Here is a 25,484-nt window from a genome sequence, read left to right as displayed (position 1 = left end):
AGGGCAGTAGAACATTGTGTTTAAATTTAAATTGTTCCTTTTCTAGAGGGATATAAATATGCTAACTACGCTCTCATGGGGATATTATTTTATTGGAGTTTATTTTGTGTGATAAGATAAGCAATGCCAATTCTTTATTGTGATGGTCATGAATGTTATGGGCATAATGTGGGGATAGGAATGGAAATAGTCTGTGAAAATCTAAACTCAAGCCTTTAGTTAAATTAAAAGTACAGTGTACACTTAAGTTTTAGGTTATTATGAATCGGTCAAGGATATAATCGTGGATAAAACAAAAGCTCTCGATGCTGCTCTCTCACAAATTGAACGTTCTTTTGGTAAAGGCTCGATTATGCGTCTTGGGCAAAAAGAGCAGGTTGTTGAAATTGAAACAGTTCCAACAGGGTCGTTATCCTTAGATATTGCTTTGGGGATTGGTGGATTACCGAAGGGGCGTATTGTTGAGATTTATGGACCAGAAAGTTCTGGGAAAACAACATTGGCTCTACATGCTATTGCTGAGGCACAGAAAGGGGGTGGGATTTGTGCTTTTATTGATGCAGAGCATGCACTTGATCCTATTTATGCGCGTAAGCTTGGTGTTGATTTAGAAAATTTGTTCATTTCTCAGCCAGATACTGGTGAACAGGCATTGGAAATTACAGAAACGTTGGTTCGTTCTGGTGCAGTTGATGTGCTTGTTGTGGATTCTGTCGCGGCTTTAACACCGCGAGCAGAAATTGACGGTGAAATGGGTGATGCTTTGCCCGGATTGCAAGCTCGGTTAATGAGTAAAGCTTTGCGAAAATTAACAGCAGCAATTTTTCGCTCTAACTGTATGGTTGTCTTTATTAATCAAATTCGCATGAAAATTGGTGTAATGTTTGGTTCTCCCGAAACGACAACGGGTGGAAACGCTTTAAAGTTTTATGCTTCTGTTCGTTTAGATATTCGTCGCATTGGATCCATTAAAGATAGGGATGCAATCGTTGGTAATCAGACGCGTGTTAAAGTGGTGAAGAATAAACTGGCACCCCCATTCAAACAAGTTGAGTTTGATATTATTTATGGTGAAGGTATTTCCAAAGTAGGTGAATTGATTGATTTGGGTGTCAAGGTTGGTATTGTGGAAAAATCTGGTGCTTGGTTTTCTTATAATTCTCAGCGTTTAGGACAGGGGCGTGAGAATGCAAAGCAGTTTTTACGTGAACATGCGGAAATAGCTACAGAGATTGAATCAGCTTTGCGTCAAAATGCTGGTTTGATTGCGATTGAATTGTTAGAAAATGCAGGGTCAGAAAATATAGAAAGTGATGAAACCATTTGATGGAGCGTTTTTTTCGTCTATAATTTTTTTCCTTTAAGATTTTTCTGTTTTTTTGTTTGAGTTTTTAAATATACAGTCATTTTTTTCTCAATTTTTTAAAACAAATATTCTATTCTTTGATTAAATTGACTCCATGCGTGGCGAAGAGGATATTTAATGAGGGGGGATTTTTCTTTTATGGTTTTGTGCTGTATTAAGCAGGTGTCAGTATGAATAGTGTTAATAATATTCGGTCAATATTTTTGGATTATTTTCATCGTAATGGGCATAAAGTTCTTTCTTCTAGTCCGCTTGTTCCGCGAAATGATCCTACACTTATGTTTACAAATGCAGGGATGGTGCAGTTTAAAAATGTTTTTACTGGACTTGAACAACCTCCTTATAAGCAGGCAACAACGGCACAAAAATGTGTTCGTGCGGGTGGAAAGCATAATGATCTTGATAATGTTGGTTATACGGCGCGCCATCATACATTTTTTGAAATGCTGGGTAATTTTTCTTTCGGTGATTATTTCAAAGAAGAAGCCATTTTTTTATCATGGAATCTTTTAACAAAGGAATTTTGCCTGCCAAAAGATAAATTGTTGGTGACAGTTTACCAGAGTGATGATGTTGCTGCTGAACTGTGGCGTAAAATTTCAGGTCTTCCAGATGAAAAAATTGTCCGTATTGCGACGGCTGATAATTTTTGGTCGATGGGAGAAACAGGCCCTTGTGGGCCTTGTTCGGAGATTTTTTATGATCATGGTGATAAAATCTGGGGCGGTCCTCCTGGAAGTATGGAAGAAGATGGCGATCGCTTTATTGAGATTTGGAATCTTGTTTTTATGCAATATGAGCAGATTTCCAAGGAGGAACGTGTTGACTTGCCTCATCCTTCTATTGATACCGGTATGGGATTAGAGCGTATTGCTGCTGTTTTGCAGGGTGTTCATGATAATTATGATATTGATCTTTTTCGTGCATTAATTGCTGCATCAGAAGAAATTACAGGGATTGAGGCAAAGGGTGATTTTATTGCCAGCCATCGTGTCATTGCTGATCATCTTCGTTCATCTGCATTTTTGATTGCTGATGGTGTGCTTCCTTCTAATGAAGGAAGAGGATATGTTTTACGTCGTATTATGCGTCGTGCTATGCGTCATGCGCATCTTCTTGGTGCTAAAGAGCCATTGATGTGGCGACTTTTGCCTGCTTTAATTCGCGAAATGGGACAAGCCTATCCTGAATTGGTGCGTGCTCAATCTTTGATTTCAGAAACTTTAAGGTTAGAAGAAATACGTTTTCGTAAAACGCTTGAACGAGGACTTGGTTTGTTAAATGAAGCAAGTACCGATCTTAAAGAAGGAGATCATTTAAATGGTGAAGTTGCTTTCAAGCTTTATGATACCTATGGTTTTCCGCTTGATTTAACGCAGGATGTTTTGCGGCGTCGTGGAATATCTGTTGATGTTGATACCTTTAATAAAGCGATGGAACGTCAAAAAGAGGAAGCGCGTGCCAATTGGTCTGGTTCTGGGGAAGCTGTAACAGAAAAGATCTGGTTTTCTGTTCGTGATCAAGTGGGGGCCACAGAGTTTTTAGGTTATGAAACTGAGACAGCGAAAGGTATTCTTACAGCTCTTGTGTGTGATGGTAAAATTGTTGATCATATTTCTTCAGGTCAGAAAGCTATGCTTGTTGTTAATCAGACACCTTTTTATGGTGAATCTGGTGGGCAAATTGGTGATAGCGGTATCATTTCTGGTGAAAATTTTATTTTTGAGGTGCATGATACCCAAAGAAAGGGTGATGGTCTTTTTATTCATATTGGGGAGGTGAAATCTGGTCAGGCATCGAGATCTGATTGTGTCGAATTAACGGTTGATATTGTTCGTCGTAAGAAAATTCGCGCGAATCATTCTGCTACTCATTTGTTACACGAAGCTTTACGACAAGTTTTGGGATCTCATGTTACACAAAAGGGCTCTCTTGTATCGCCAGATCGGTTGCGTTTTGATTTTTCTCATCCAAAATCCGTTTCACCAGAAGAGTTGAAAAAAATAGAAGATTTAGCAAATGAGATTATTTTGCAAAATAGTAGAGTGATAACGCGCCTCATGGCTGTAGATGATGCCATTTCTGAAGGTGCAATGGCATTATTTGGTGAAAAATATGGTGATGAAGTTCGCGTTGTTTCTATGGGGGAGCCATTTGAACAGGGAAGATTAAAAAAGCGTTGGTCAATAGAGCTTTGTGGAGGTACACATGTGGAGCGAACAGGTGATATCGGTTTGATTCATATTGTTTCTGAAAGTTCTGTAGCTGCTGGAGTGCGGCGTATTGAAGCTTTAACAGGCAAAGAAGCACGTCTTTATCTTAGCCGCCAAGATGAACGTATTCATGAAATTGCTGATCTTTTAAAAACTTCTTCTGCTGGTGTGGAAGAACGGGTGCGGATTTTGCTTGATGATCGTCGTAAACTTGAAAAAGAATTGAATGATGTACGCAAGAAAATGATGTTGAGTGGTGGAATAACAGAAAGGAGCCAAGGTGATATTACTATCATCAATGGGTTTTCTTTTACCGGACGCGTTGTTAAAAATATTTTACCACGGGATCTTAAGGCGCTCGTCGATTCTGAGAAAAAACAAATCGGATCTGGAGTGGTTGCGTTTATTAGTGTCTCGGAGGATGGAAAAGGGAGTGCTGTTGTCGGTGTTACGAATGATTTAACTCATAGATTGAATGCTGTTGATCTCGTTCGTATTCTTTCAGCTATGCTTGGTGGTAAAGGTGGAGGTGGCCGTCCTGATATGGCGCAGGCTGGTGGTCCTGATGGGAACAAAGCTGATGAGGCATTTGCGGCACTAAAAGATTTTCTGGAAAAAAATTAAAGAATGAAATCATTCTGCATAGGTGTTTTTTTACATTTTTATATTGGGTTGGCATCTAAGTATCACGAATATCTGTCTGGTGTGTTTCTGAAATCAAGATACAGCGTAATTGGGGAAAAATACATTTGTAAAGATAAAAGCAGTGTTTGTCTTTATGATTACTTTTTCATTTGGCATTATAGCCTCCAAGCGTTTCAGAAGTCACCGTTTTAAGATAAGATAGATTATGCAGCACTTCATGCTTTGCTGTGTATTCTTTTACTAGGAAGACTAGTTATGGCATTGCTCTTATAGATTGTTTTGAAGAAACCTCTCTTTTTATGAAAGGAATAACACAAGATTTATTGCATACGATTATCCTTATAAAGTTATAAGCTGTCATTATTCTATTAGTTTTCAAATAACTAAAATCCCTTTCCTTATAAAAGAGCTATTGTATTGTTTTCATTTTGCTTTTTATTTACAAGAAAACAATTTTTCGGTTTATCATTAAAAGGTTTTAAAAAGAATATTCTCCTATCTTTATAAATTTTTATTTCAAGTTATAAATTAATGAATTATCTATATAAATCAAATGAATGTTACATAAATTTAAAGATTTAGATTAATGTCTAATTTATTATCATATAATTGCCTTAATACATTGAGTTATAATGATAATTTATCGTTTTATATTTTGAATAAGAGCTACGAATATTCGTAGAATTTTATCATTTAAAATTCTACGTATGTTAAATTAATCAAAATCACTCACGAATGTCGTTGTAAAATGGGCTTAGGAGCATTGAGAAATGTTTCTTAAAAAAGCCATATGAATGTGCAAAACAATGACGTTCTGTTCTTTATGAGAGGACTATAAAGAACAAGATAAACAAAAGTGCAAAGCAATACAATAATATTCATTATTAAAAAGATATTGCTTTAGTTCCTTTTGAAATTCGTAAAGCTGAGTTGAAAGAAGAGGGTAAAACTGGAAATTGTTTTTACCTTTATATCTTTATATTTTCCCTAAATGAGAATGTATACTCGTCAATATGCACAGATATAGGAAAATATTTTTGTTCCAATCTAGTAAAATTACAATAGCAGAGAAAATACTAAACTGTTTTAATATTTGTTTTAAATACCTAAGATGGATTGTGGCATTTTTAGAAATCTTTTTACTTGTATCATATAAGCACTCTTATTATATTGAGGAGGATTTTTTGCATAAGATCTATGAAGAGTATCGTTTTTATGAAGCTATGGCTTCATGTAAGGGGATAACATTTTCTCCTTCTCTTTCTGGTTGTTTGATTGTTAAACCACTTGCCTTTAAAAAATTAGAGAAACGTCCTCCTTTATCGATCAATTCTTGAAAGTTTCCTTTTTCCATTAAGTAACCATGTTCCAGAAAGAGTATCACATCAGCATTGCGTACTGTTGAGAGGCGATGTGCTATAATAAAAGTAGTGCGGTTATGGCGTATTGAATCCAGAGCATCTTTGACACGTGCTTCTGTTTCAACATCAAGAGCGCTTGTTGCTTCATCTAGAATGAGAATAGGGGCATTTTTTAAAACAGCGCGTGCAATTGCTAGTCGCTGTTTTTCTCCACCTGATAATTGAGATCCTCGTTCGCCCACCATTGTGTTATAACAATCAGCTTTTTTTAGAATAAAATCGTGAGCTTCTGCTATTTTTGCTGCTTCATAAAGTTCTTCATTCTTTGCGCTCGCTTTTCCTATTGAAATATTGTCATAAATAGTGCGGTTGAAAAGACCTGAGTCTTGAAATACTGTTGCTAGAGACTTGCGTAAAGATTCGCGATTGATCGAGCATATATTTATTCCATCAATGGAGATATGCCCAATGGTAGGGTCGTATACGCGCTGCAACAGATTGATCAATGTTGTCTTCCCAGCCCCTGTTGGTCCTACAATCGCAACAGTTTGTCCTGCTTTAACCTCAAAGGAAATATCAAAAACGCCTTGAGAAGAATTTGGAAATTTATAGGTCACGTGATGAAATTGGATGGCGCCTTTAACATTTTGGAGGGAAGGAAGATTTTGTGGTTCGTTGGTATGAAAGGTTGAGTCTTCCATTTCAAAAAATTCTTGCAGTTTTGCTTGTGAGGATATTGCACAATTAATGAAATTGCTCATTTGGTCTAGACGACTAATCATGAGTTGTGCAAATCCAACAAAAGCAACGATTTCACCTACTCGTAATTGACCTTTTGCAACAAAAAAAGCTCCAAGGAGAAGAACACAAACGATTGAAATTGTTGAAGCCATTCGATTTAAGCCACTGGCAAGCGCCCACCAATTAAGAACAGGATTTTGTGCTTTAAGCAGAGCATTTGTATGTTGATGCAGTATAGAAGTTTCTTCTTTTATTCGGTTATAACTTTGTACAATGGAAACATTAGAGATTGAATCACTGACATGTTTAAAAAGGTTGTGGTGGTAGCATTCTACAGCGGCTTGTCCGTCTTTTGTTTTTCGCATCACTAAACGTGCAATTAATACGTAGATGATGGCAAGCACAACCAAGACTATTGAAAGACGCCAATTCATATTAAACGCTATGGGGATGAGAACCAATAAAGCGACAAGCGTTGAGAGGTGTTGGCGCATAAAATCAAGCCATATGGTTGACATGGAATCTATTGCGCGCAAAAGTGTATGGAGTGCGTTGGAAGTTCCGCGTTGTTGATGCCAAATTAAAGGCATGGCAATGATACGTTCGAAAGATTCCGTTAAAACCGTTAAGCGGCGTCTATGGGCTAAGCGGTCAGCACCGCGAGCAACAAGGACATAAGCAATAATATGTGAAAGTCCAAAACAAACCCAAAGGGTAAGAGTAGGAATGATAGCTGATTTTTCTGAAATAGAATCAATAACGCGTCCGAATAAAATAGGTTCTGCAATAGTGATAATAGCTAACATAACATTAGCGGTACAGATTAAAAGGGATGCATTTTTTTCTCTATTTAGGTAAGTGAGAACACGTGCATAGGTTTTGAATAAGGACACGGTTAATTATCTCCATTCGCTATTAAGCGTAAAGGTTGTTGATTTTTACTACGCTTAGTTTTTAGCTAATAAAATTTGGACGTTAAGAAAAGGCAATTTTGGATACTAACTGTAATATGGTGTGATAAAGCCAACTAAAATATCAATTTTTGTGTTTATAAAGGCGCAAAAATAGATCAATAAAATTATCAGGTAAAAAATATTGGGCAGAGAAAATTATCAGGTAAGGGAATTTTCATGGCAGGCGTAGAAATAAAAAAAGTTGAGGCAGATGAAAATGGAATGCGCTTGGACCGCTGGTTTAAAGTGCATTACCCTGGGCTTGGTTTTGGAGCTTTGCAAAAATTGTTGCGTTCTGGTCAGATACGGGTTGATGGTGGACGTGTTAAAGCTGATACGCGTCTTTGTATGGGGCAAGCTGTTCGTATTCCACCTCTCCCTATTAATGACAAGGAAAATCTTTCAATAACGGATAAAACACTTCGTGGGCAGGATGATGAAACCGTTTTGAAAAAAATGCTGCTTTATGAAGATCCAAAGGTATTTGTTTTTAATAAACCAGCTGGGTTGGCTGTACAAGGAGGCTCTGGTTTAACACGTCATATGGATAGTATGCTTGAGGTATGGCGCAATAAAAAAGGTGAAAAGCCGCGTTTGGTTCATCGTCTTGATCGTGAGACGTCGGGGGTGCTTATTGTTGCGCGATCAAGGGGAGCTGCTCAGTTCTTAACAGCTGCTTTTAGAGCGCGAGAAACAAAAAAGACTTATTGGGCGTTGGTTCGGGGCGTGCCTAAAAAAAAGCAGGACAAAATTTCAACGTGGATGGTTAAGGAAATGACTGCACAAGGTGACAAAATGCGTGTTTGTGAACATGGGGAGCCAGATTCACATCATGCGGTTTCCTACTATCGCGTTTTAGACACGCGAGGGCGGGCTCTTTCGTGGCTTGAAATGGAACCCTATACAGGGAGAACACATCAGCTTCGTGTGCATGCTGCCCATGTGGATCATCCTATCATTGGCGATACAAAGTATTTTTTTTCTGATAGTAATTGGACATTACCAGGAGGAATTCAAAATCGTCTTCATCTTCATGCACGTCGTATTCGTATTCCTCATCCTTCAGGAGGAATATTGGATATTGTTGCACCTTTACCGCCTCATATGGTCCAAAGTTTTAATCTTTTGTCTTTTAATGAGAGTGATGCTGAAACAGAGTAAAGAAACTTCATTTGTTCTTTTTGATTGATACAAATTTTGTCTATAAATTTTATAAGATGAATAGGGCATCATTTGAAGAAAATTTTTGATAAGTAAATTGCTATGAGAAAATTGTGTTTTTGAGTGATGAAATTTTCGAATATCATAAGTTTTCTTTCTACAGCTCTTTATCCATATAGATTGTATTGTTATTTTTGGATATGGTGTGTTATTTAATAATCTGAGCTGGTGAAGCTGCTCCTTTGAATTATCTATAGAGGTCATATATTGGGGAGGCGTGTCTGTTGAGGGAGATGAGTTAGATAAAATCTGAAAGATATTTACTAAAATAGTGAAGGCGATTTTAATTTTTTCATGGGAGATAATTGAGGCATTTTATAGTAATGCTGAGGAAAAGTAGCCTCTCAAAAAATTCCTGTTGTCAAGGAAGTTTGTTCTGTTATCAAAGTGATTTGATAGGCTTATAGTATAGATTTATGCTTTGTATCTTTGCTTATACAATGAAGTTTTATGAGAAAAGTTCTCCTTTCAATGAGCAATTATTTTTCTACTTACTTAGTTTATTCAAAAGATTATCTTTCATAAAAGAAGAAATAAGTTTTTAGTATCTTAATGCTTCATTGAAGTGAACTCATCACATTGAAAAATATCTATACAAAAAATTGGAGATAAAACGTCAGGTGCGTTTTATTGCTCTAGGGAGGGCTTGAACACTTTTGTTTTTTCTAGTGAACAAAAACAGATAGTTATTATGGGAACATTTAAAGGGGAGATAAGTTGAAATTAGGAGTGACGGATGGGATCATTATTGATTGACGTTAATAACGTCTCAAAAATATATCGCAACATTGACAGAGGAATTGGTTTTAAAAACAAGGTGGTTTCTCTCTTCAAGCCGGTTTATACAAATCATCATGTGTTAAAAGATATGAGTTTCACTCTCTTTTTAGGGCAATCATTAGCAATTCTTGGCCCTAACGGAGCGGGTAAATCAACACTGATTAAAATACTTTCTGGTATACAACATGCTGATGAGGGATGTATTAAAGTCCTTGGTGTTGATCCTTATAAAGCGAAGAAAGATCTATTCAAGTCTTTGGGTGTGGTCTTTGGTCACAAGAATTGTTTGTGGTGGGATTTACCTTTACGCTACAGTCTGGATATGGTTCAACCATTATATGGTCTTGAACGCGCTTCTTTTACTCGTGATCTTAAAGAGATCACTGAGTTGCTGGGTCTTGAGCATATTATGGATAAGCCAGTGCGGATGCTTAGTCTGGGTGAGAGAGTGAAAAGTGAATTGGCATTTAATCTCTCCTTTAGACCTAAACTGTTGTTTCTCGATGAGCCAAGTATTGGTCTTGATATTACATCTAAGCATGAAATCAGGGAGCTTCTTAAAAAACTGAAAAGGGAGCGCGGCACTGGGTATATCATCACGAGTCATGATATGGGAGATATTGATGGATACGTCGATGATATTATTCTCTTGCATAAGGGAAAGAAACAGTTTCATGGCAATCTTCAGGCGCTTAAAAATGTCATTCCTTCTTTGGTGAGAATGACACTTTTTTGTGAACACTTGGCTGCACCTTCAACTGTTGTAGAAAAAATTGATGAGATTGCGTTGAAATTATCTACTCCTTTAAAGGATAAGCACTTTAACACTGAAGAATGCTCGCTGGAGATTTCGCTGCCTCGTGAGGATTTTGCGCATTTTGTACGCGAAATTACAACCGAATTGAACTGTACGTTCTCTGTATCCACTCCCTCGCTTGAAGAGATGCTCCGTGTTAAATTTAAAGAATTTATCTAACCACTGCTTTGGCATGTTTCTTTTTGCCAAGAATGGATTACTCACTGTTCTAAGTGATAGAGCAATGTTTTTTACCGACATTATCATTGGAACACTTTCGCCATTTGTTATTCAATTTCTATTATGGAATGCACTTTTCTCTGATATGGGCAACACCATAAATGGCTTTAGCTTTCATGATATGATGTATTATTATGCTTTTTCTTTAGTCCTAGGACGCTTAAATAATGGTTATAATGTGATTAAGTTTTTCTCTCATCATGTTAAAGAAGGTCAATTAGAAGTATATCTTACAAAGCCCTTCAGTTATATGACACAAATGCTTTTTACTTTTTTAGGGGAGAGTGTATTATATAGCATCCCGTTATTGGCTCTTTTTGTTGTTAAGCTTGTTTCATCCTATGAAAACATTCTGGGATTGGTCATCGCTTTTCTATTCTTTTTTCTCATTGTTATTCTATCACAATTGCTTTGTTTTTTACTCTCTTTTGGAATTGCCTTATTAAGCTTTTGGGTGATTGAGTACAATATATTACTCTCTTTCAGTATTCTTAGTTCAGCGCTTCTTGGGGGGGGCTTTTACCACCATCTTTTTGGCCGGTGTGGCTTATTCCGCTTATGCAATTTAATCCTTATCGTTTCGTGATCTCAGCTCCTGCCGAGTTTTTTGCGACGCAAAATTTAGCGTTGTTTCAGCAGTTTATTTTCGGAAGTTTTACTTATATTTTGTGTTTTTTATTCTTAATTTATATTGCTTGGAATAAAGGGATGAAAGCATATAATGGAGCGGGTGGTTGAGATGAAAATAATCCTTCATTTTATCAGTTTGAATATCCGCCGACAGATTGTTTATGGTAAGAATTTGGCTGGGGAGTTTATTCTTTCTCTATGCTATTATTTTATTCAATTCATATTTATTGATAGAATATCTTCTTTTTCAGGAAAGATCGGTAACTATAGCAGAGATGAAATCCATTTTATCTTTGTTGTCTTTGTTTTACTTGGAATATTTTTGAATATTTTTACTAATTCTATTGAAACGTTTTTTGAAAAAGTAGCGGATGGTAAAATTGAACCATACTTGATAAAGCCCGTTTCAATTTGGTTGTTGATGTTGTTTGGTTGGTGTAAACCTCTTAATCTGATCAAGCTCTTTGTTCTTTATGTTAGTGCCTATTTATTTGTATCATTACCGAATATATCCGATCTTAAGCTAAGATGGATCTCTTTTATTGTTGCAATATTTTGTGTTTTTATCGTCAATATTTGTTTTTTCATGATGTTTAATTTTGTAACATTTATTATTAGCCGTAAGATGCCTGTCGAATATTTTCATGAAATGATTTACGAGCTGTCATTTGTACCAATAGGCATTTATCCTTTAAGCATCGTAAAATGGCTTTTGTTTATGCTTCCTATGGCTTTTTCTGCTTCTTTGCCCGTTTCACTGTTATTTGGTAAAGGCGAATGGAATATTGGATATCTTCTGTTGAGCGCTTTTCTTTTTATTGCCATGACTTTCATGAGTTATAAGAAAACAATGCGTAAATTTAATGGATTAGGGGGATGATATAAAAGTCAGAAAGTTATAATCGTGGAAGACAATGAACTTTATTAAAATTATTCCGCGTTCTTGTAGAAACGAGTGGCTGTGAAATCGTTGAAATGTGTAATGTCCTTATGGCATTAGATTTGGCGCGTTCACCAAAAGTTATCTCTTATTGTATCTGATTTAGCTTTTTCAATCAAAGAGCTAAGCTGGAGTTTACGCTATTTTTTTTACTGGGACAGCTATTTCTTCTCAATTTATAATAATGCAAAATAATTTTATCAGAATATTTCAATAAAGTATTTTTTTGTTTTTTGTAAATTTTAAAAATATTTATCTTACTGTACTATACAAAAAAATAAAAACAATATGTGTAACTAAAAAACAACACATTAATATTTTTATAATGTAATAACATAGTAATATTTATGATAATAAAGCTAAAATTATAATAAAAACAATAAAATAATTCTAATTTAATACATTTTAGCATTAAATTGTATAATATAAAAACACAAATAAAACAATTGACAAACTTAAGATAAATATGTAACGGATATAATATAATATAAAAATAGCAATTAAAATAAAATTATTAATTAAAGTTTTGTATTATATTTTTATTATAAGAAGATAAATATACGTTATCGATAGATGATGTAATGTTTTATATTTAGAGGGGGGTAAAGAAAAATTTATTTTATTAAACATTGTAATAGGTGGTTATGATGAAAATATTTAAGCATTGTATAGTATGTGTGGTTGCAGTCGCTATTTTCTTTTCACAGGTTTTAGGAGCCAATGCCGATTCTTTAAATGGTAGATTTCAAAATGCTGGTTTTATTTCTGTAATGACACAGGAAAATAGAGTTATTAAAGCTGTTGATATGATTATTAGCCAATTTGGAGGACAAGGGGCTGAGAAAAATGTCCAAAAAGTCGCGGGTTTAATGGGGATGGAGGCAGCGATTTTTGGTTTAATCGCATATCTTGTATATTTCTTTACTAGAAAGCCACCGAGTCCTAGCAGAACGACAGGTGGAAAAACATTTGATGCTCTTGCTCATAGTGCATGGGCTTTGAATTAAAAGATATTTTATTTGATGAACCTTGAATTATTCTGTTGTTGAATATTTTATATAAATAAACCGTGATATTTAATCACGGTTTATTTATATTTTACTCTTAATAATATTGATAAGTTTATTCTTAAGATATTGTTTGGGGGATGGTAATATATGGCACATTGAATTTAACTAATCAGCTATTTTAAAGGTTACTTAAATTTTTCCCTCTTCAAAATACACATTTGAGCTAAGTTTGTGGTTGATATTTTTTTATGATGAAAATGCGAATGCATTAATTGAGATATCCATGAACTTTGCATATCAACTCAAAAAATACAGGGGATCACAATCTTACGACTATTTGTGGGTTTCATTCTTATGAAATGAAAAAGCATAGTGATGAGTATTATAAATGTTTGCGTAAAAAGCTTTTATTGGAAGCTTCTAGTCTCTTTGTGGTTTACAATTCATTTTATCATTTTATCTTAAGCAAAGAGAATGTGGATTCATTTCTATTTCTCTATTTTATCTGAGAAGGGTGGAGTTATACGAATGTCAAAAAAAGTCATGATCGTGGAAGATAATGAGCTTAATATGAAGTTATTCCGTGATCTTGTAGAAGCGAGTGGTTATGAAACCGTTGAAACGCGTAATGGTCTTATGGCATTAGATTTGGCGCGTTCATCAATGCCATCTCTTATCCTTGTGGATATCCAGTTGCCAGAGGTCTCTGGAATAGATGTTATTAAACAATTAAAAGGAGATGAAGAACTAAGATCGATTCCCGTTGTTGCTGTAACAGCCTTTGCTATGAAAGGGGATGAGGAGCGAATTCGTGCCAGTGGATGTGAAGAATATATGTCAAAGCCTATTTCTGTCCCGCATTTTATCACAATGGTAAAGCATTTCTTGGACTAAATTTTGTTAAGTGATGATAGAAAAAGACATTGAAAAGCTTATGAGATAACTAAAGTTATATTACAGATATTTTTTGATCTACTTTTTTAGTTCTTGTTTAAGGAGAATCTGTTGTTTTGCATTCTTGTTTTCTTCTAACAGATATAAATTTGTCTCTACGAAAGGTCTGTTTTAGCAGTTAAAAAAAGCCCCGTTTTTGTCCGAGGCTTTATGCATTGTACAAAAAATGAAATTAACGCTTTGAGAATTGGAAAGAACGACGTGCTTTTGCTTTACCGTATTTTTTACGTTCAACAACACGACTATCACGGGTAAGAAAACCACCTTTTTTCAAGATTGAGCGAAGTTCTGGTTCGTAATACGTTAAAGCTTTGGAAATGCCATGGCGCACTGCACCGGCTTGTCCGGAAAGACCACCACCTGCAACGGTTGCAATAATATCAAACTGGGTATCCCTGTTTGTTGCAACAATTGGTTGACGAAGAATCATTCTAAGAACAGGACGAGCAAAATATTTGTCAAATTCCTTATTATTGATCGTGATTTTTCCAGAACCTGGTTTAATCCATACGCGTGCAACAGCGTCTTTACGCTTTCCTGTTGCATAAGCACGTCCTTGTGAATCAAGCTTTTGCACGTGGACAGGAACAACATTTTCATGTGTTTCTGTAATACTTGTTACTATGCTAAGCTCAGAAAGAGAATTAATTTCAGCCATAATCAAGCAATCCTTTTGTTTTTGCGGTTTAAAGCACCAACGTCAAGAGATTCAGGCTGTTGTGCTTCATGTGGATGTTGGCTTCCAGCGTAAACACGTAGATTCTTCAATTGACGGCGACCAAGGGGACCACGAGGAATCATGCGCTCTACCGCTTTTTCAATAACGCGTTCGGGAAAACGCCCCTCAAGAAGTTGACGTGCTGTACGTTGTTTGATTCCACCAATATAGCCGGTATGCCAATAATATTTTTTATCCGTATATTTTTTGCCAGTGAGAGCTATTTTATCTGCATTAATGACAATAACGTTGTCACCATCATCAACATGTGGAGTAAATGTAGCTTTATGTTTGCCACGTAAGCGGTTAGCAACAAATGTGGCAAGACGACCTAAAACAAGGTTTTCTGCGTCAATAATAACCCATTTTTTCACCACTTCAGTTGGCTTTTGTGAAAAAGTTGCCATAGAAGTATCCTTTATTAGAACCCTTTTAATATAAGGGAATTTTTACTGTTTTGCGTTGAAAATTGTTACCATAGCGAAATATTTAACGCATACACCTTACTCTGATATAATGTCTTTTGATTGACGTCAAGAGAAAATAAAAACTTTATAAAACAACATGTTATGATAAAGGTATTATAATACCTTATTAAAAGAAGTTTGTGGACAATTTAAACTTAAAATGAATGTTGCAAAAGACTATTTTATCTTTAACGTATGATTGTATTTTATCGTTCTCCATTATAAAATGAGCAATAATGCAGTGGTCTCGTTACTTTCTCAATGTTGAATCTTCTGCTTGTGGTCAAGCTTGGTTAGATGCCCTTGATGTCAAAGGGATAAATAATGCGCGCGCTATTTCTCAAAAATTTGGTTTTCCAGATCAGTTAGCTCGAGTACTTTCAGCAAGAGATGTGGATGAAGCTGAGGCTGTTGCTTTTATTAATCCAACATTACGTACGCTTATGCCTGATCCAGAAAGTTTTAGGGATATGCAATGCGCTGCAGAGCGCATTGTTAAGGCTCTTCTCAATCAAGAACAGGTTGCTGTTTTTGGTGATTATGATGTTGATGGTGCTTGTTCTTCGGCACTCATAGCGCGTTTTTTTCGTTATTTTGGTATTGAAGTCAAAATTTATATTCCTGATCGTATTGTTGAAGGCTATGGTCCGAATGAACAAGCAATGAGGATGCTTGTGCAAGAAGGTGCTCGGTTAATTATCACTGTTGATTGTGGCGCAAACAGTCCAGATGCGGTAAAAGCAGCGAGGCTTGCTGGTGCTGATGTTGTGATTTTAGATCATCATCAAATGTCAGAGATTCATCAAGAAGCCGTTGCTCTTGTCAATCCTAATCGCCCTGATGATTTTTCTAAACAGGGGCATTTATGTGCAGCGGGCGTTGTTTTTGTTACGTTAGCTTGGGTTCATCATTTACTGCGGAAAAAACAATTCCAAGGGCAGCTGCCTGATCTTTTAAGTCTGCTTGATCTTGTTGCATTGGCAACCATATGTGATGTCGTCCCATTACAGGGGGTTAATCGTGCTTTTGTGATAAAAGGGCTTCAAGTTGCTCGTTCTATGCATAATCCAGGAATAACAGCTTTAACAAAGGTTGCACGAATAGGGGAGCCGCTTAATAGTTTTCATTTAGGTTTTTTGTTAGGCCCTAGAATTAATGCAGGAGGGCGCATTGGTGATCGAGCTTTGGGAGCACGTTTGCTTAGCTGTGAGAATAAAGATGAAGCGGACAGAATAGCAGAACAATTAGATCAGCTTAATCAAGAACGCCAAGAAATGGAGAACATTCAATTAGCACAAGCGGAATCTTACATTGCTTCTCTTTATCAAGATCAAGAAATACCCTTGTCACTTGTAATTTCTCATAAAGAATGGCATCCGGGAATTATTGGTATTCTTGCTTCCCGTCTCAAAGAGCGTTTTTTTTGTCCTGTTTTTGCTATTGCTTTGAAAGAAGATGGAAATGGCGTAGGGTCGGGACGCTCAATTAATGGTATAGATTTAGGAGCACTCGTTCGTGAAGCTGTTACATTAAATTTATTAGAAAAGGGAGGGGGACATAGTATGGCCGCAGGAATTACAATTCAATCAACAAAAATTGAAATCTTTCGAAAATGGCTAGAAGAAAAAGTTTCTTTAAGGGTTTCTGAGTTGCATGCTAAAAAGTCTCTTAGTATAGATGGTTCTCTTTCTGCTTCTGGTGTTAATGAAGCGCTGTTTGAGTTGCTTGAAAAAGCAGGGCCATTTGGGACAGGGAATGCAACGCCTGTTTTTGTTCTTCCCTCTCATCGATTGGTGAATCTATCTGAAGTTGGTAAAGGACATCTTCGCCTCATTGTATCTAATGTTGAAGGAAAAAAACTGCAAGGAATAGCTTTTCGTGCTGTAGGGACATCTCTTGGTGATTTTCTTTTTGAAAATATTGGTGAAATGATTCATTTAGCTGGTCATCTTAGTTTGAATTATTGGAATGGAACGACCAATCCGCAACTGCGTGTGATTGACGCAGCCGCAGTGGTTTGAAAGGGATATTTTTTACATTAGATGTCTAGATTAGAAGCAAAAGTAGAATTTTCTTGTATGAAACGAAATCGTGCTTCTGGTTTTGTTCCCATGAGACTTTCTACAGTCTTTTTCGTTTCTTGCATTTCCACGGCATCAATAGAAACACGAAGCAATGTACGTTTTTGAGGATGCATAGTCGTTTCTTTAAGTTGTTCCGCGCGCATTTCACCCAGCCCTTTAAAACGCCCGATTTCGATTTTAGCTTTTCCAGTAAATTCAGTTTTGAGCAATTCATCCTTGTGAATGTCGTCACGAGCATAAGCAACTTTTCCTCCTTGCGATATTCTATAAAGGGGAGGGACGGCGAGATATAAATGTCCCTGATGAATAAGGTCAGGCATTTCTTGAAAGAAGAAGGTAATGAGCAGTGACGCAATATGAGCACCATCAACATCAGCATCTGTCATGATGATAATACGTTCATATCTGAGATCTTTTTCACGATACTTGGAGCGTGTTCCACATCCAAGAGCAAGGATAAGATCGCTAATTGTTTGGCTTGAGTTCATTTTTTCATGTGCAGCACTGGCGACATTTAAGATTTTACCACGAAGAGGTAAAATTGCTTGGTTTGCTCTATTTCTTGCTTGTTTAGCAGATCCTCCTGCAGAATCCCCTTCAACAATGAATAGTTCAGCACCCACAGCATGGTTCTGGCTACAATCTGCAAGTTTACCGGGCAGACGTAATTTACGGACAGCAGTTTTTCGACTTATTTCTCTATCTTGGCGTCGTCTAACACGTTCTTCAGCACGTTCAATAACCCAATCGAGAAGTTTTGTTGCTTCTTGCGGGGAATTTGCTAACCAATGATCAAAAGGATCGCGGATTGCATTCTCAACGATACGCTGTGCTTCAATGGTCGCTAATCGATCTTTTGTTTGTCCAACAAATTCAGGGTTACTGATAAAGACTGAAAGTATTGCGGCTGTTGAAATCATAATATCGTCAGACGTAATAATTGTTGCGCGCTTGTTTCCTATTAACTCAGCGTAGGATTTCAATCCACGCAAAAGAGCTTGACGTAATCCTATTTCGTGTGTTCCGCCTTCTCCTGTAGGAATCGTATTGCAGTAAGATTGCACACAAGAATCACCACCATGCCAAGCGATAGCCCATTCAACGGAGCCATGGCCATTATTTTGTTGTGTTTTGCCAGAAAAAATTTCTGATGTTACTCGATATTCATCTTTTAGTGACGAGAGTAAATAGTCTTTAAGCCCATTGGGGAAATGAAAAACAGCTTTTTCAGGAATATTTTCTGCGCCTTCAAGTATGACGGGATCACAAGTCCAGCGAATTTTTACGCCACCAAAAAGATAAGCTTTGGAGCATGCCATCTTATAGATTTTTTCTGGATCAAAAGCTGCGTTTTCACCAAAAATTTCACGATCAGGATGAAAACGAACGCGCGTACCACGACGATTATAAACATCTCCCAGATCTTCCAATCCAGATTGAGGAATGCCGCGTGAGAAACGTTGGCGGTAAAGTTTTCGTTCTCGTGCAACTTCAACTTCCATATCATCAGAAAGAGCATTGACAACAGAAATCCCTACCCCATGAAGTCCACCTGCAGTTTGATAAGCCTTTCCATCAAATTTTCCCCCTGAGTGGAGTTGTGTCATAATAACTTCAAGAGTAGATTTCTCAGGCATTTGAGGATGATTTTCGACAGGAATACCACGTCCATTATCTGTAACGGTTATATAACCGTTCCTATCTAATGAGACCTCAATAAAATCTGCATAACCCGCAACAGCTTCATCCATCGCGTTATCAATAATTTCGGCAAATAAATGATGAAGCGCTTTACTGTCTGTTCCACCAATATACATTCCAGGGCGTAAACGTACGGGCTCTAAACCCTCAAGCACTCGAATAGAGAGGGCATTATAGTCATCTTCTTGCGTATCTTTTGCGCTTTTTTTTGAAATCATCGCTTTTGATTTCATTGGAGACTGCAGAGTGTTTTCTTTTGTATTTACCCGAGATGGGGCTTTATTTAAAACACTAAAAAGATCCTTTTTGTTATCGCTCATAGCGTTTAACTATCTACCTCATAAAATAAAATATTTATTAAAACGATTTTATGCCTGTTTTTTATTTAAAAATCAATGCACTTAGGAAACATCAATTGTTGGACCGAAAATTTGTTCAAAGGCGTGTTTGAGAGCAATATCAATATCATGCATTGTTACAGGGTAACCTAGATCCAGAAAGCTTGTTACACCGTGGTTTTTAATTCCACAAGGAACAATTCCTGAATAATGGGCTAAATTAGGATTAACATTGATAGAAACTCCATGAAAACTTATCCATTTGCGCACTCGAATGCCAATAGCTGCAATTTTATCTTCGGAAGAAAGATCATTTTGTTTTGATGGGCAATGAGACTGTTTAACCCAGACACCAACTCGATCTTCTCTGCGTTCGCCTTTAATATTAAAGTTTGCAAGCATCTGTATGATCCATTCTTCTAATGCACTAATAAAAGCACGAATGTCTTGTTTTCGGCGTTTAAGATCAAGCATGATATAAGCAATACGCTGCCCTGGACCGTGATATGTGAATTCGCCTCCACGTCCTGCTTCATAAACAGGGAATAAATTAGGCGCCAAAAGATCTTTTTTATTTGCACTCGTCCCTGCTGTATAAAGGGAAGGGTGCTCAAGAAGCCAAACCTGTTCATGCGCGGTTTTTGCAAGAATTTTTTCTACACGTTCTTGCATATAACGCAGAGCTTCAGGATACTCAACTAGATGATTACTTATCTTCCATTCAACGGGTGGATTTCCTAGAATTGCATTAAAATGATATGATAAGTTATTACGATCCGTATGTTTTAATTCAAATGTCATTGGTAATATTTATCTTGATGTTTGAGTTTGTATTATAATCAGAAAAATAAAAAAAGAACAGGATTAAGAGATAGTTTATAAGAAGTGCAATGAATTTTATTAAAAAAATCGTTATGCTCGTTTTACCATCTTCCTGTTGCACCGCCACCACCTGATGATCCACCACCACCTCTGAATCCTCCTCTCCCTGAAGGTCCGCCAAAGATTCCACCAGAACCTCTACCGCTCGCATTTAAGTTTAAAAACCAAGGTGTGAAGACAATACCCAGCCAAAGATACTTTCGTGGACCTATTTTTTTACCAAAAATCATAGCAAGAATGGGCAAACAAATGACTATAAAGAGAATGAGAAACGTGATTGTATTTATAATCATTTCTTCTTTTTCAGCTTGTTTGCGTTGTTCTTCAACAGCTTTAGCTTTTTGATTGATTCGAAAAGAAAAATCAGCATCACTTTGTGTGATCACTTTGATAATTGCGTGAACGGATTCGACAATTCCTTTTTGATAATTTCCTTCACGAAAATTAGGAATCATGAAGCTATTAATAATGACAGAGGAAATGGCATCTGTTAGTTCTCCTTCCAGACCGTAGCCTACCTCAATACGTGCTTTGCGTTCATTTGGTGCAATGACGATTAATATGCCGTTATTGATTTGTTTTTGACCTAATCTCCATGTACGAAAAAGAGAATTGCTGTATGTCTCTATATCATTGCCCGAAAGAGTAGGGAGCGTCACAAGAACGATTTGATCTCCTGTTTTCTCTTCGAGTGTAGCTAGCTTTTCCGTTAAATTTCTTTGTGTTGCATGATCAAGTAAATGAGCCATATCGTTGATATAGCCGGTTAAGGGAGGAAACTTAGTGTGTGCGTAAGTGACATTCCCCAATGCAATGATCAAATATAGAATACTCAAAGGAACCCATAAACGTAGAAAAATACGACGTTGTATAGAGTGTTGAAATATTTTCATTAATTAAAATTAACCTTTGGTGTTTGTTGGCTATCAGTATCGATGGTAAAAGTAGGCATAGGTTTAGCATCACGAAACCATAGCTTTGCCCAAATCATCGTCGGCATTGTTTTGAGAGCAGTATTGTAAGCACGTACTGTTTCAATATAATCGCGGCGCGCAACGGAAATTCGGTTTTCTGTTCCTTCTAATTGTGATTGAAGAGCAAGAAAGTTCTGGTTTGCTTTAAGATCCGGATAGTTTTCGACAACAGCCATAAGCCGCGAAAGGGCACTTGATAAATTTGCTTGATTTTTGAGATATTGCTGCATAACTTCTGGATTATTCAACATATCTGCATTAATGTTGACTTGCGTTGCTTTGGCACGTGCCTCAATTACATTTGTGAAAACGCTTTGTTCATGAGCTGCGTAAGCTTTAACTGTTTCTACAAGATTGGGGATGAGATCTGTACGACGTTGATATTGATTGAGCACTTCACTCCATGCTGCATGTGCTTTTTCTTCATTTGTTGGTATCGTATTAAATCCGCACCCACTTAAAAATGGGACTAACCATGCCAAAAAAATCACGATTGAAAATTGTTTTAATATTTTAAACATTGAAGAAGTTTGTACATTTAACATAAAGATGTCTCCACAGATATTTTATGTATTATATAGGGTTTATCTTCTTGCTGGAAAGTATTTTGAATTTTATCAACAGGCATATTTATCAATAAACTGACACCTCTATGCGTTTTAGGAACGCTTAAGTGACTTGTTGATATTAAAATAATAGCGGTAATATAGAGGTCATCTTATAAAAGATCAATGATATTCATATAAATTATTATTACAGGAAAATATAGTATTTTTGTTTCAAAACATGCATATAATAATTGGGAAAGGGGAAAATCCTGTGATAGAAAGTGTTCAACGGCAAAGTGAAAAGTTTGATGGATTGGCTAATGATTATGATCGTTATCGTCCTCGCTACCCCCTCACTTTATTTAAAACCATGCTCCATCCTTTTAAGAACAAAAAGCATTTGTCCATTGTGGATGTGGGGGCTGGGACAGGTATCGCACTAGAGGGAGTTGTTAATTTTTTAGGAAATGAGCACCAATATCATGCTATCGATGTATCGGCAGATATGATTAAGAAGGGGCGAAGAAAATTTCCTACGGTGCAGTGGTATCAGGGGCGTGCCGAAGACCTATTGCCTCAAATTGGTGAGGTCGATCTTGTCATTGCAGCGCAAGCGTTTCAGTGGATGGATCGTCCTAAGTTGCTTTGTTCTGTTTCAGATCAACTTCGAGTCAATGGTGTCATGGCTGTTATTCAAAATAATCGTGATTTCAAGCATAGTGAATTTCTAGAGGCTTATGAGACATTGTTAGAGAAAATGAGTCCGAACTATTCCCGGTATTATCGTAATTTTGATTTTTTACAGGAAATGAGTGATGGCTTTGGGGTAGATCCAGAAAAGATTTTTTTCCATACGCACAATTGGACGATGATGATCCCATCTGAAGCTTTTATTGGAATGAGCCGCTCTTCAACGCAAGCGCAACGTGCTATTGCTTGCTATGGGGAAGAATATTTGCGGCAATTGGTTGCATTGACAAAGAAATATGAAGTGCAAGGTAATTTGGAGCTTTTGTATCGAAGTGAGCTCTATATGTATGCAGGATAATCTGATATCGATGATTACTTTTGCTCTTTTAGCACATCAGAGTAGGCGGTATTCAGGAGATTAACGTATTATTAAGGTAGATTTTGAGGGGGAGAGTTTTTTCTTCTTCAGCATTCAAATTGACATCTTATTACATATTACATCTTATTTTTATTGTTCACTTTATATGAGAGAGTTTTAAATAGAAAATTTATGAACTAAATTATAGCATCGGAGTGCTTTCTTTACTGTATTTTAACAACAGATTATTTTATAAAAGGGGAAGAGGTAGATTGAATAGAAATATTTGATAATTCTTTGTTTTTACGCTTATTTCTTATTATTAAATGAGAGTTCTTAAATTTTGACAAAAATAACTGAAAAAATACAAAAATTATCATAATCAGAAATTTGCAGAAAAAGGGTAATGGCTTGGAAGAATCTTTAAAAAAACTAATTCTGAAATTATCTCTAAATTCAGATTCAATATAACAAAAAAGTAAAATATAAATATGTTATATGAAGCATTTCTCTTTTTAAATATATAATATAAAAACAATATGTTAATTAAATTTTTTGATATAAGAAAGCTTCTTTTATTTTTATTTTAAATAACGGGTTAGTTCGAGTCTTGTGTGGTTTTATTGAAGATGTACTTTTCAGGTTTCAATCTGGCGCTTTAAATACAATTTTAGAAGTGGTAAATAAGCTTAATTTCTTCTATGTTGTGATATGTTAAATAAGTTTTTTAATTTTCTATAGAGTTTAATTTTTGCAATCATGATAGATTGTGACAGCTATCTGTCTAAGATTTTTATAAGTTTAGTAGGAATAGCTTAATGATATATCCATATGATAAATTCATTGAGTCCTTCGTCTTTACGCTTCATACACAAGAACAAGTCTGCACCATCACACAGTTTATCATTTCCCAATGTTGCGACAGCCCTTGAGACGGTTCATAAGAGGGGTTTTAGTTCTTTTTTGTACAGTTTTATCCATACGCCAATCTCGCTTATGACGTTCAAGCGAATGGTTTTGATTAATTCAACATACACAGATTTAGAATGGGAGAATCTTAAGATGTTCGGATCTCTTATCAAATTCAATATAAATAATGCTAGATTATGATTATAAATTAATGCGTTATCTATTTTTGAAATCCATGACCTTGGTTGTGCTTGTCAATATTTCATTTATCGTCAACTATTCTACTTTTGGATAATGACTCCATCGTAAGGAATACCTTTAAGAAAGTATTCTCGTTTTAAAGAGTCGTTATAGTTTTTTTGTTTTATAGAAGGATCAATAATGCTAAACATTACGCTTTGATTAAAAAAGAAAGTAAATTATGACTATTATACTAAAACCAAGCGAGGTGACGCTTAGTGAACTTGAGGCTATTTATTTTAATGGTGAAGTGAGTAAACTTCATAATGATACGCATTTAGCTATCGAGAAAGGGGCTCAGCGCATTGCTGAAATTGCTGCTGGAAGTGAGCCTGTGTACGGTATTAATACTGGTTTTGGGAAGTTGGCTTCCATTAAAATTGATGCGGACGATGTCGCTGTTTTACAGAGAAATCTTATTTTGTCCCATTGTTGTGGGGTAGGAGAGCCTTTAGCTGAAAATATTGTGCGTTTGATAATGAGCTTAAAGCTTATCTCTTTAGGAAGAGGAGCTTCAGGAGTTCGTTTGGAATTGGTAAATTTGCTGGAAAATATGCTTGCAAAGGGCGTCATTCCTGTCATCCCTGAAAAAGGGTCTGTTGGTGCTTCAGGTGATCTAGCTCCACTTGCTCACATGGCGGCTGTTATGATGGGAGAAGGAGAAGCATTTTTTCAAAATATTCGTATGAGTGGAGCGGTTGCATTAGAGAAAGCGGGATTGTCCCCTATTATTTTAGAGGCAAAGGAAGGTCTAGCTCTTATTAATGGGACTCAAACATCGACAGCTCTTGCACTTGCCGGTCTTTTTCGAGCTTATCGGGCATTGTGTGGTGGATTGCTGGCAGGAGCTTTGACGACAGATGCCATTATGGGATCAACGGCGCCATTTCATCCTGATATCCATATTTTACGAGGACATTATGGGCAAATTGCCGTATCGAAAACATTAGAAAAGCTTGTAGAGGATTCAGAAATTCGTGCAGCACATTTACGGGGTGATGAGCGTGTACAAGATCCTTATTGTATACGTTGTCAGCCACAGGTCATGGGGGCATGTTTTGATATTTTGCTGGCAGCAGCAAAAACACTGATTATTGAAGCAAATGCTGTTACAGATAATCCATTGATTTTAAGGAATGGTGAAGTTGTATCAGGTGGGAATTTTCATGCTGAACCTGTAGCGTTTGCTGCTGATCAGATTGCTCTTGCTTTATGTGAAATAGGATCTATTTCTCAACGGCGTATTGCTCTTATGGTTGATCCAGCAGTTTCTTATGGACTTCCAGCTTTTTTAGCGCATAATGCGGGTCTTAATTCAGGTTTTATGATTGCTGAAGTAACAGCAGCAGCTTTAATGTCTGAAAATAAGCAAATGGCTTATCCTGCTTCCGTTGATTCAACACCAACTTCAGCCAATCAAGAAGATCATGTTTCAATGGCTTGCCATGGAGCTCGTCGGTTATTGCTAATGAGCGAAAATCTTTTTACACTTATTGGCATTGAAACGCTTGTTGCAGCACAAGGAATTGAATATCGTGCACCTTTAAAAACAAGTACTTTTTTGCAATCTGTTATGGAATGTTTACGCAAAAATGTTGCTTCTCTTAAGGAAGATCGCTATATGGCTCCAGATCTTCATCAAGCACATATACTTGTGCGTGAAGGGCACTTATTATCTGTTTTACCAGAAACAATTTTTCCTTCATTAAGTTTTCAATAATATTT

General features: G+C 36.4%; 18 protein-coding genes. 11 read left to right on the top strand and 7 right to left on the bottom strand.

Annotation, left to right across the window (positions count from 1 at the left end; all coding sequences use genetic code 11):
* Positions 1-283 precede the first annotated feature (283 nt).
* Together recA and alaS are read left to right on the top strand one after the other, a co-directional pair.
* The gene (gene recA / locus ACFIKH_RS05120) at positions 284-1,327 is read left to right on the top strand and encodes a recombinase RecA (RefSeq protein ID WP_015856564.1); all 1,044 of its coding nucleotides are present in this window, start codon (positions 284-286) and stop codon (positions 1,325-1,327) included.
* A 209-nt stretch (positions 1,328-1,536) separates the two neighbouring features.
* A complete protein-coding gene (alaS, locus tag ACFIKH_RS05115) occupies positions 1,537-4,203 on the top strand; it encodes an alanine--tRNA ligase (RefSeq protein WP_375653895.1) in 2,667 nt (888 codons plus the stop codon).
* Positions 4,204-5,437: 1,234 nt separating this feature from the next.
* Here the strand turns inward: alaS and ACFIKH_RS05110 are convergent.
* Positions 5,438-7,219 carry a glucan ABC transporter ATP-binding protein/ permease gene (locus ACFIKH_RS05110; RefSeq protein ID WP_375671122.1) on the bottom strand — a complete coding sequence of 594 codons (1,782 nt, stop codon included), beginning with the start codon at positions 7,217-7,219 and terminating at the stop codon, positions 5,438-5,440.
* Between the two features lie 237 nt (positions 7,220-7,456).
* Between ACFIKH_RS05110 and ACFIKH_RS05105 the strand changes: the two genes are divergently transcribed.
* From ACFIKH_RS05105 to ACFIKH_RS05080, 6 genes are all read left to right on the top strand, one after another.
* Positions 7,457-8,440 (top strand): RluA family pseudouridine synthase, encoded by a 984-nt coding sequence (locus ACFIKH_RS05105; RefSeq protein ID WP_375626030.1) that lies wholly within the window; start codon positions 7,457-7,459, stop codon positions 8,438-8,440.
* A gap of 796 nt (positions 8,441-9,236) precedes the next feature.
* The gene (locus ACFIKH_RS05100) at positions 9,237-10,256 is read left to right on the top strand and encodes an ATP-binding cassette domain-containing protein (RefSeq protein WP_375626979.1); all 1,020 of its coding nucleotides are present in this window, start codon (positions 9,237-9,239) and stop codon (positions 10,254-10,256) included.
* Positions 10,231-10,902 (top strand): ABC-2 family transporter protein, encoded by a 672-nt coding sequence (locus ACFIKH_RS05095; RefSeq protein ID WP_375651825.1) that lies wholly within the window; start codon positions 10,231-10,233, stop codon positions 10,900-10,902. The genes ACFIKH_RS05100 and ACFIKH_RS05095 overlap by 26 nt, the downstream gene beginning before the upstream one ends.
* Before the next feature lie 135 nt (positions 10,903-11,037).
* Complete coding sequence (locus tag ACFIKH_RS05090; protein ID WP_375651826.1) at positions 11,038-11,826, top strand: ABC-2 family transporter protein; 789 nt, start codon at positions 11,038-11,040, stop codon at positions 11,824-11,826.
* Positions 11,827-12,533: 707 nt separating this feature from the next.
* On the top strand, positions 12,534-12,893 hold the full coding sequence (locus ACFIKH_RS05085; RefSeq protein ID WP_375671120.1) for a hypothetical protein: 360 nt from the start codon (positions 12,534-12,536) through the stop codon (positions 12,891-12,893).
* A 531-nt stretch (positions 12,894-13,424) separates the two neighbouring features.
* Positions 13,425-13,790, top strand: a complete 366-nt coding sequence (locus ACFIKH_RS05080) for a response regulator (RefSeq protein ID WP_375626023.1) — start codon at positions 13,425-13,427, stop codon at positions 13,788-13,790.
* Positions 13,791-14,022: 232 nt separating this feature from the next.
* On the opposite strand, the gene rpsI is transcribed toward ACFIKH_RS05080, so the two are convergent.
* Both rpsI and rplM read right to left on the bottom strand, forming a co-directional pair.
* The gene (gene rpsI / locus ACFIKH_RS05075; protein ID WP_015856545.1) at positions 14,023-14,508 is read right to left on the bottom strand and encodes a 30S ribosomal protein S9; all 486 of its coding nucleotides are present in this window, start codon (positions 14,506-14,508) and stop codon (positions 14,023-14,025) included.
* 2 nt (positions 14,509-14,510) lie between these two features.
* A complete protein-coding gene (gene rplM, locus ACFIKH_RS05070) occupies positions 14,511-14,975 on the bottom strand; it encodes a 50S ribosomal protein L13 (protein ID WP_015856544.1) in 465 nt (154 codons plus the stop codon).
* 296 nt (positions 14,976-15,271) lie between these two features.
* On the opposite strand from rplM, the gene recJ reads away from it, so the two are divergent.
* Entirely contained in the window at positions 15,272-17,056 is a 1,785-nt protein-coding gene (gene recJ, locus ACFIKH_RS05065; RefSeq protein ID WP_375671117.1) for a single-stranded-DNA-specific exonuclease RecJ, read from the top strand.
* Between the two features lie 17 nt (positions 17,057-17,073).
* On the opposite strand, the gene parE is transcribed toward recJ, so the two are convergent.
* From parE to ACFIKH_RS05045, 4 genes are all read right to left on the bottom strand, one after another.
* Positions 17,074-19,140, bottom strand: a complete 2,067-nt coding sequence (parE, locus tag ACFIKH_RS05060; protein WP_375626972.1) for a DNA topoisomerase IV subunit B — start codon at positions 19,138-19,140, stop codon at positions 17,074-17,076.
* An 81-nt stretch (positions 19,141-19,221) separates the two neighbouring features.
* Positions 19,222-19,959 carry a lipoyl(octanoyl) transferase LipB gene (lipB, locus tag ACFIKH_RS05055; protein WP_375626017.1) on the bottom strand — a complete coding sequence of 246 codons (738 nt, stop codon included), beginning with the start codon at positions 19,957-19,959 and terminating at the stop codon, positions 19,222-19,224.
* A gap of 122 nt (positions 19,960-20,081) precedes the next feature.
* Positions 20,082-20,933: a TPM domain-containing protein gene (locus ACFIKH_RS05050; RefSeq protein ID WP_375671115.1), complete on the bottom strand. Its 852-nt coding sequence runs from the start codon at positions 20,931-20,933 to the stop codon at positions 20,082-20,084.
* Positions 20,933-21,559, bottom strand: coding sequence for a LemA family protein (locus ACFIKH_RS05045; protein ID WP_015856539.1), 627 nt, complete (start codon positions 21,557-21,559; stop codon positions 20,933-20,935). The genes ACFIKH_RS05050 and ACFIKH_RS05045 overlap by 1 nt, the downstream gene beginning before the upstream one ends.
* A 241-nt stretch (positions 21,560-21,800) precedes the next feature.
* Here ACFIKH_RS05045 and ACFIKH_RS05040 point away from each other — a divergent pair, with 241 nt between their 5' ends.
* Entirely contained in the window at positions 21,801-22,610 is an 810-nt protein-coding gene (locus tag ACFIKH_RS05040; RefSeq protein ID WP_375626968.1) for a class I SAM-dependent methyltransferase, read from the top strand.
* Between the two features lie 1,330 nt (positions 22,611-23,940).
* Positions 23,941-25,479, top strand: coding sequence for a histidine ammonia-lyase (gene hutH, locus ACFIKH_RS05035; RefSeq protein ID WP_375653889.1), 1,539 nt, complete (start codon positions 23,941-23,943; stop codon positions 25,477-25,479).
* The last annotated feature ends 5 nt before the right edge of the window (positions 25,480-25,484 follow it).

Origin of the sequence: Bartonella sp. SD1336NMGDW (assembly GCF_042193565.1) — a bacterium.
GTDB lineage: Bacteria > Pseudomonadota > Alphaproteobacteria > Rhizobiales > Rhizobiaceae > Bartonella > Bartonella grahamii.
Note: the sequence above shows the minus strand (reverse complement) of the source record. Positions and strands in the feature narration are given on the sequence as shown.

Bases quoted from the DNA above. Each gene is read 5' to 3' on its own strand.
- ACFIKH_RS05050 (WP_375671115.1), bottom strand. From the start codon at position 20,933: ATGAAAATATTTCAACACTCTATACAACGTCGTATTTTTCTACGTTTA.
- ACFIKH_RS05080 (WP_375626023.1), top strand. From the start codon at position 13,425: ATGTCAAAAAAAGTCATGATCGTGGAAGATAATGAGCTTAATATGAAG.
- ACFIKH_RS05085 (WP_375671120.1), top strand. From the start codon at position 12,534: ATGAAAATATTTAAGCATTGTATAGTATGTGTGGTTGCAGTCGCTATT.
- ACFIKH_RS05100 (WP_375626979.1), top strand. From the start codon at position 9,237: ATGGGATCATTATTGATTGACGTTAATAACGTCTCAAAAATATATCGC.
- rplM (WP_015856544.1), bottom strand. From the start codon at position 14,975: ATGGCAACTTTTTCACAAAAGCCAACTGAAGTGGTGAAAAAATGGGTT.
- ACFIKH_RS05040 (WP_375626968.1), top strand. From the start codon at position 21,801: ATGCATATAATAATTGGGAAAGGGGAAAATCCTGTGATAGAAAGTGTT.
- ACFIKH_RS05090 (WP_375651826.1), top strand. From the start codon at position 11,038: ATGGAGCGGGTGGTTGAGATGAAAATAATCCTTCATTTTATCAGTTTG.
- ACFIKH_RS05105 (WP_375626030.1), top strand. From the start codon at position 7,457: ATGGCAGGCGTAGAAATAAAAAAAGTTGAGGCAGATGAAAATGGAATG.
- ACFIKH_RS05045 (WP_015856539.1), bottom strand. From the start codon at position 21,559: ATGTTAAATGTACAAACTTCTTCAATGTTTAAAATATTAAAACAATTT.
- recJ (WP_375671117.1), top strand. From the start codon at position 15,272: ATGCAGTGGTCTCGTTACTTTCTCAATGTTGAATCTTCTGCTTGTGGT.
- rpsI (WP_015856545.1), bottom strand. From the start codon at position 14,508: ATGGCTGAAATTAATTCTCTTTCTGAGCTTAGCATAGTAACAAGTATT.
- parE (WP_375626972.1), bottom strand. From the start codon at position 19,140: ATGAGCGATAACAAAAAGGATCTTTTTAGTGTTTTAAATAAAGCCCCA.
- alaS (WP_375653895.1), top strand. From the start codon at position 1,537: ATGAATAGTGTTAATAATATTCGGTCAATATTTTTGGATTATTTTCAT.
- hutH (WP_375653889.1), top strand. From the start codon at position 23,941: ATGACTATTATACTAAAACCAAGCGAGGTGACGCTTAGTGAACTTGAG.
- lipB (WP_375626017.1), bottom strand. From the start codon at position 19,959: ATGACATTTGAATTAAAACATACGGATCGTAATAACTTATCATATCAT.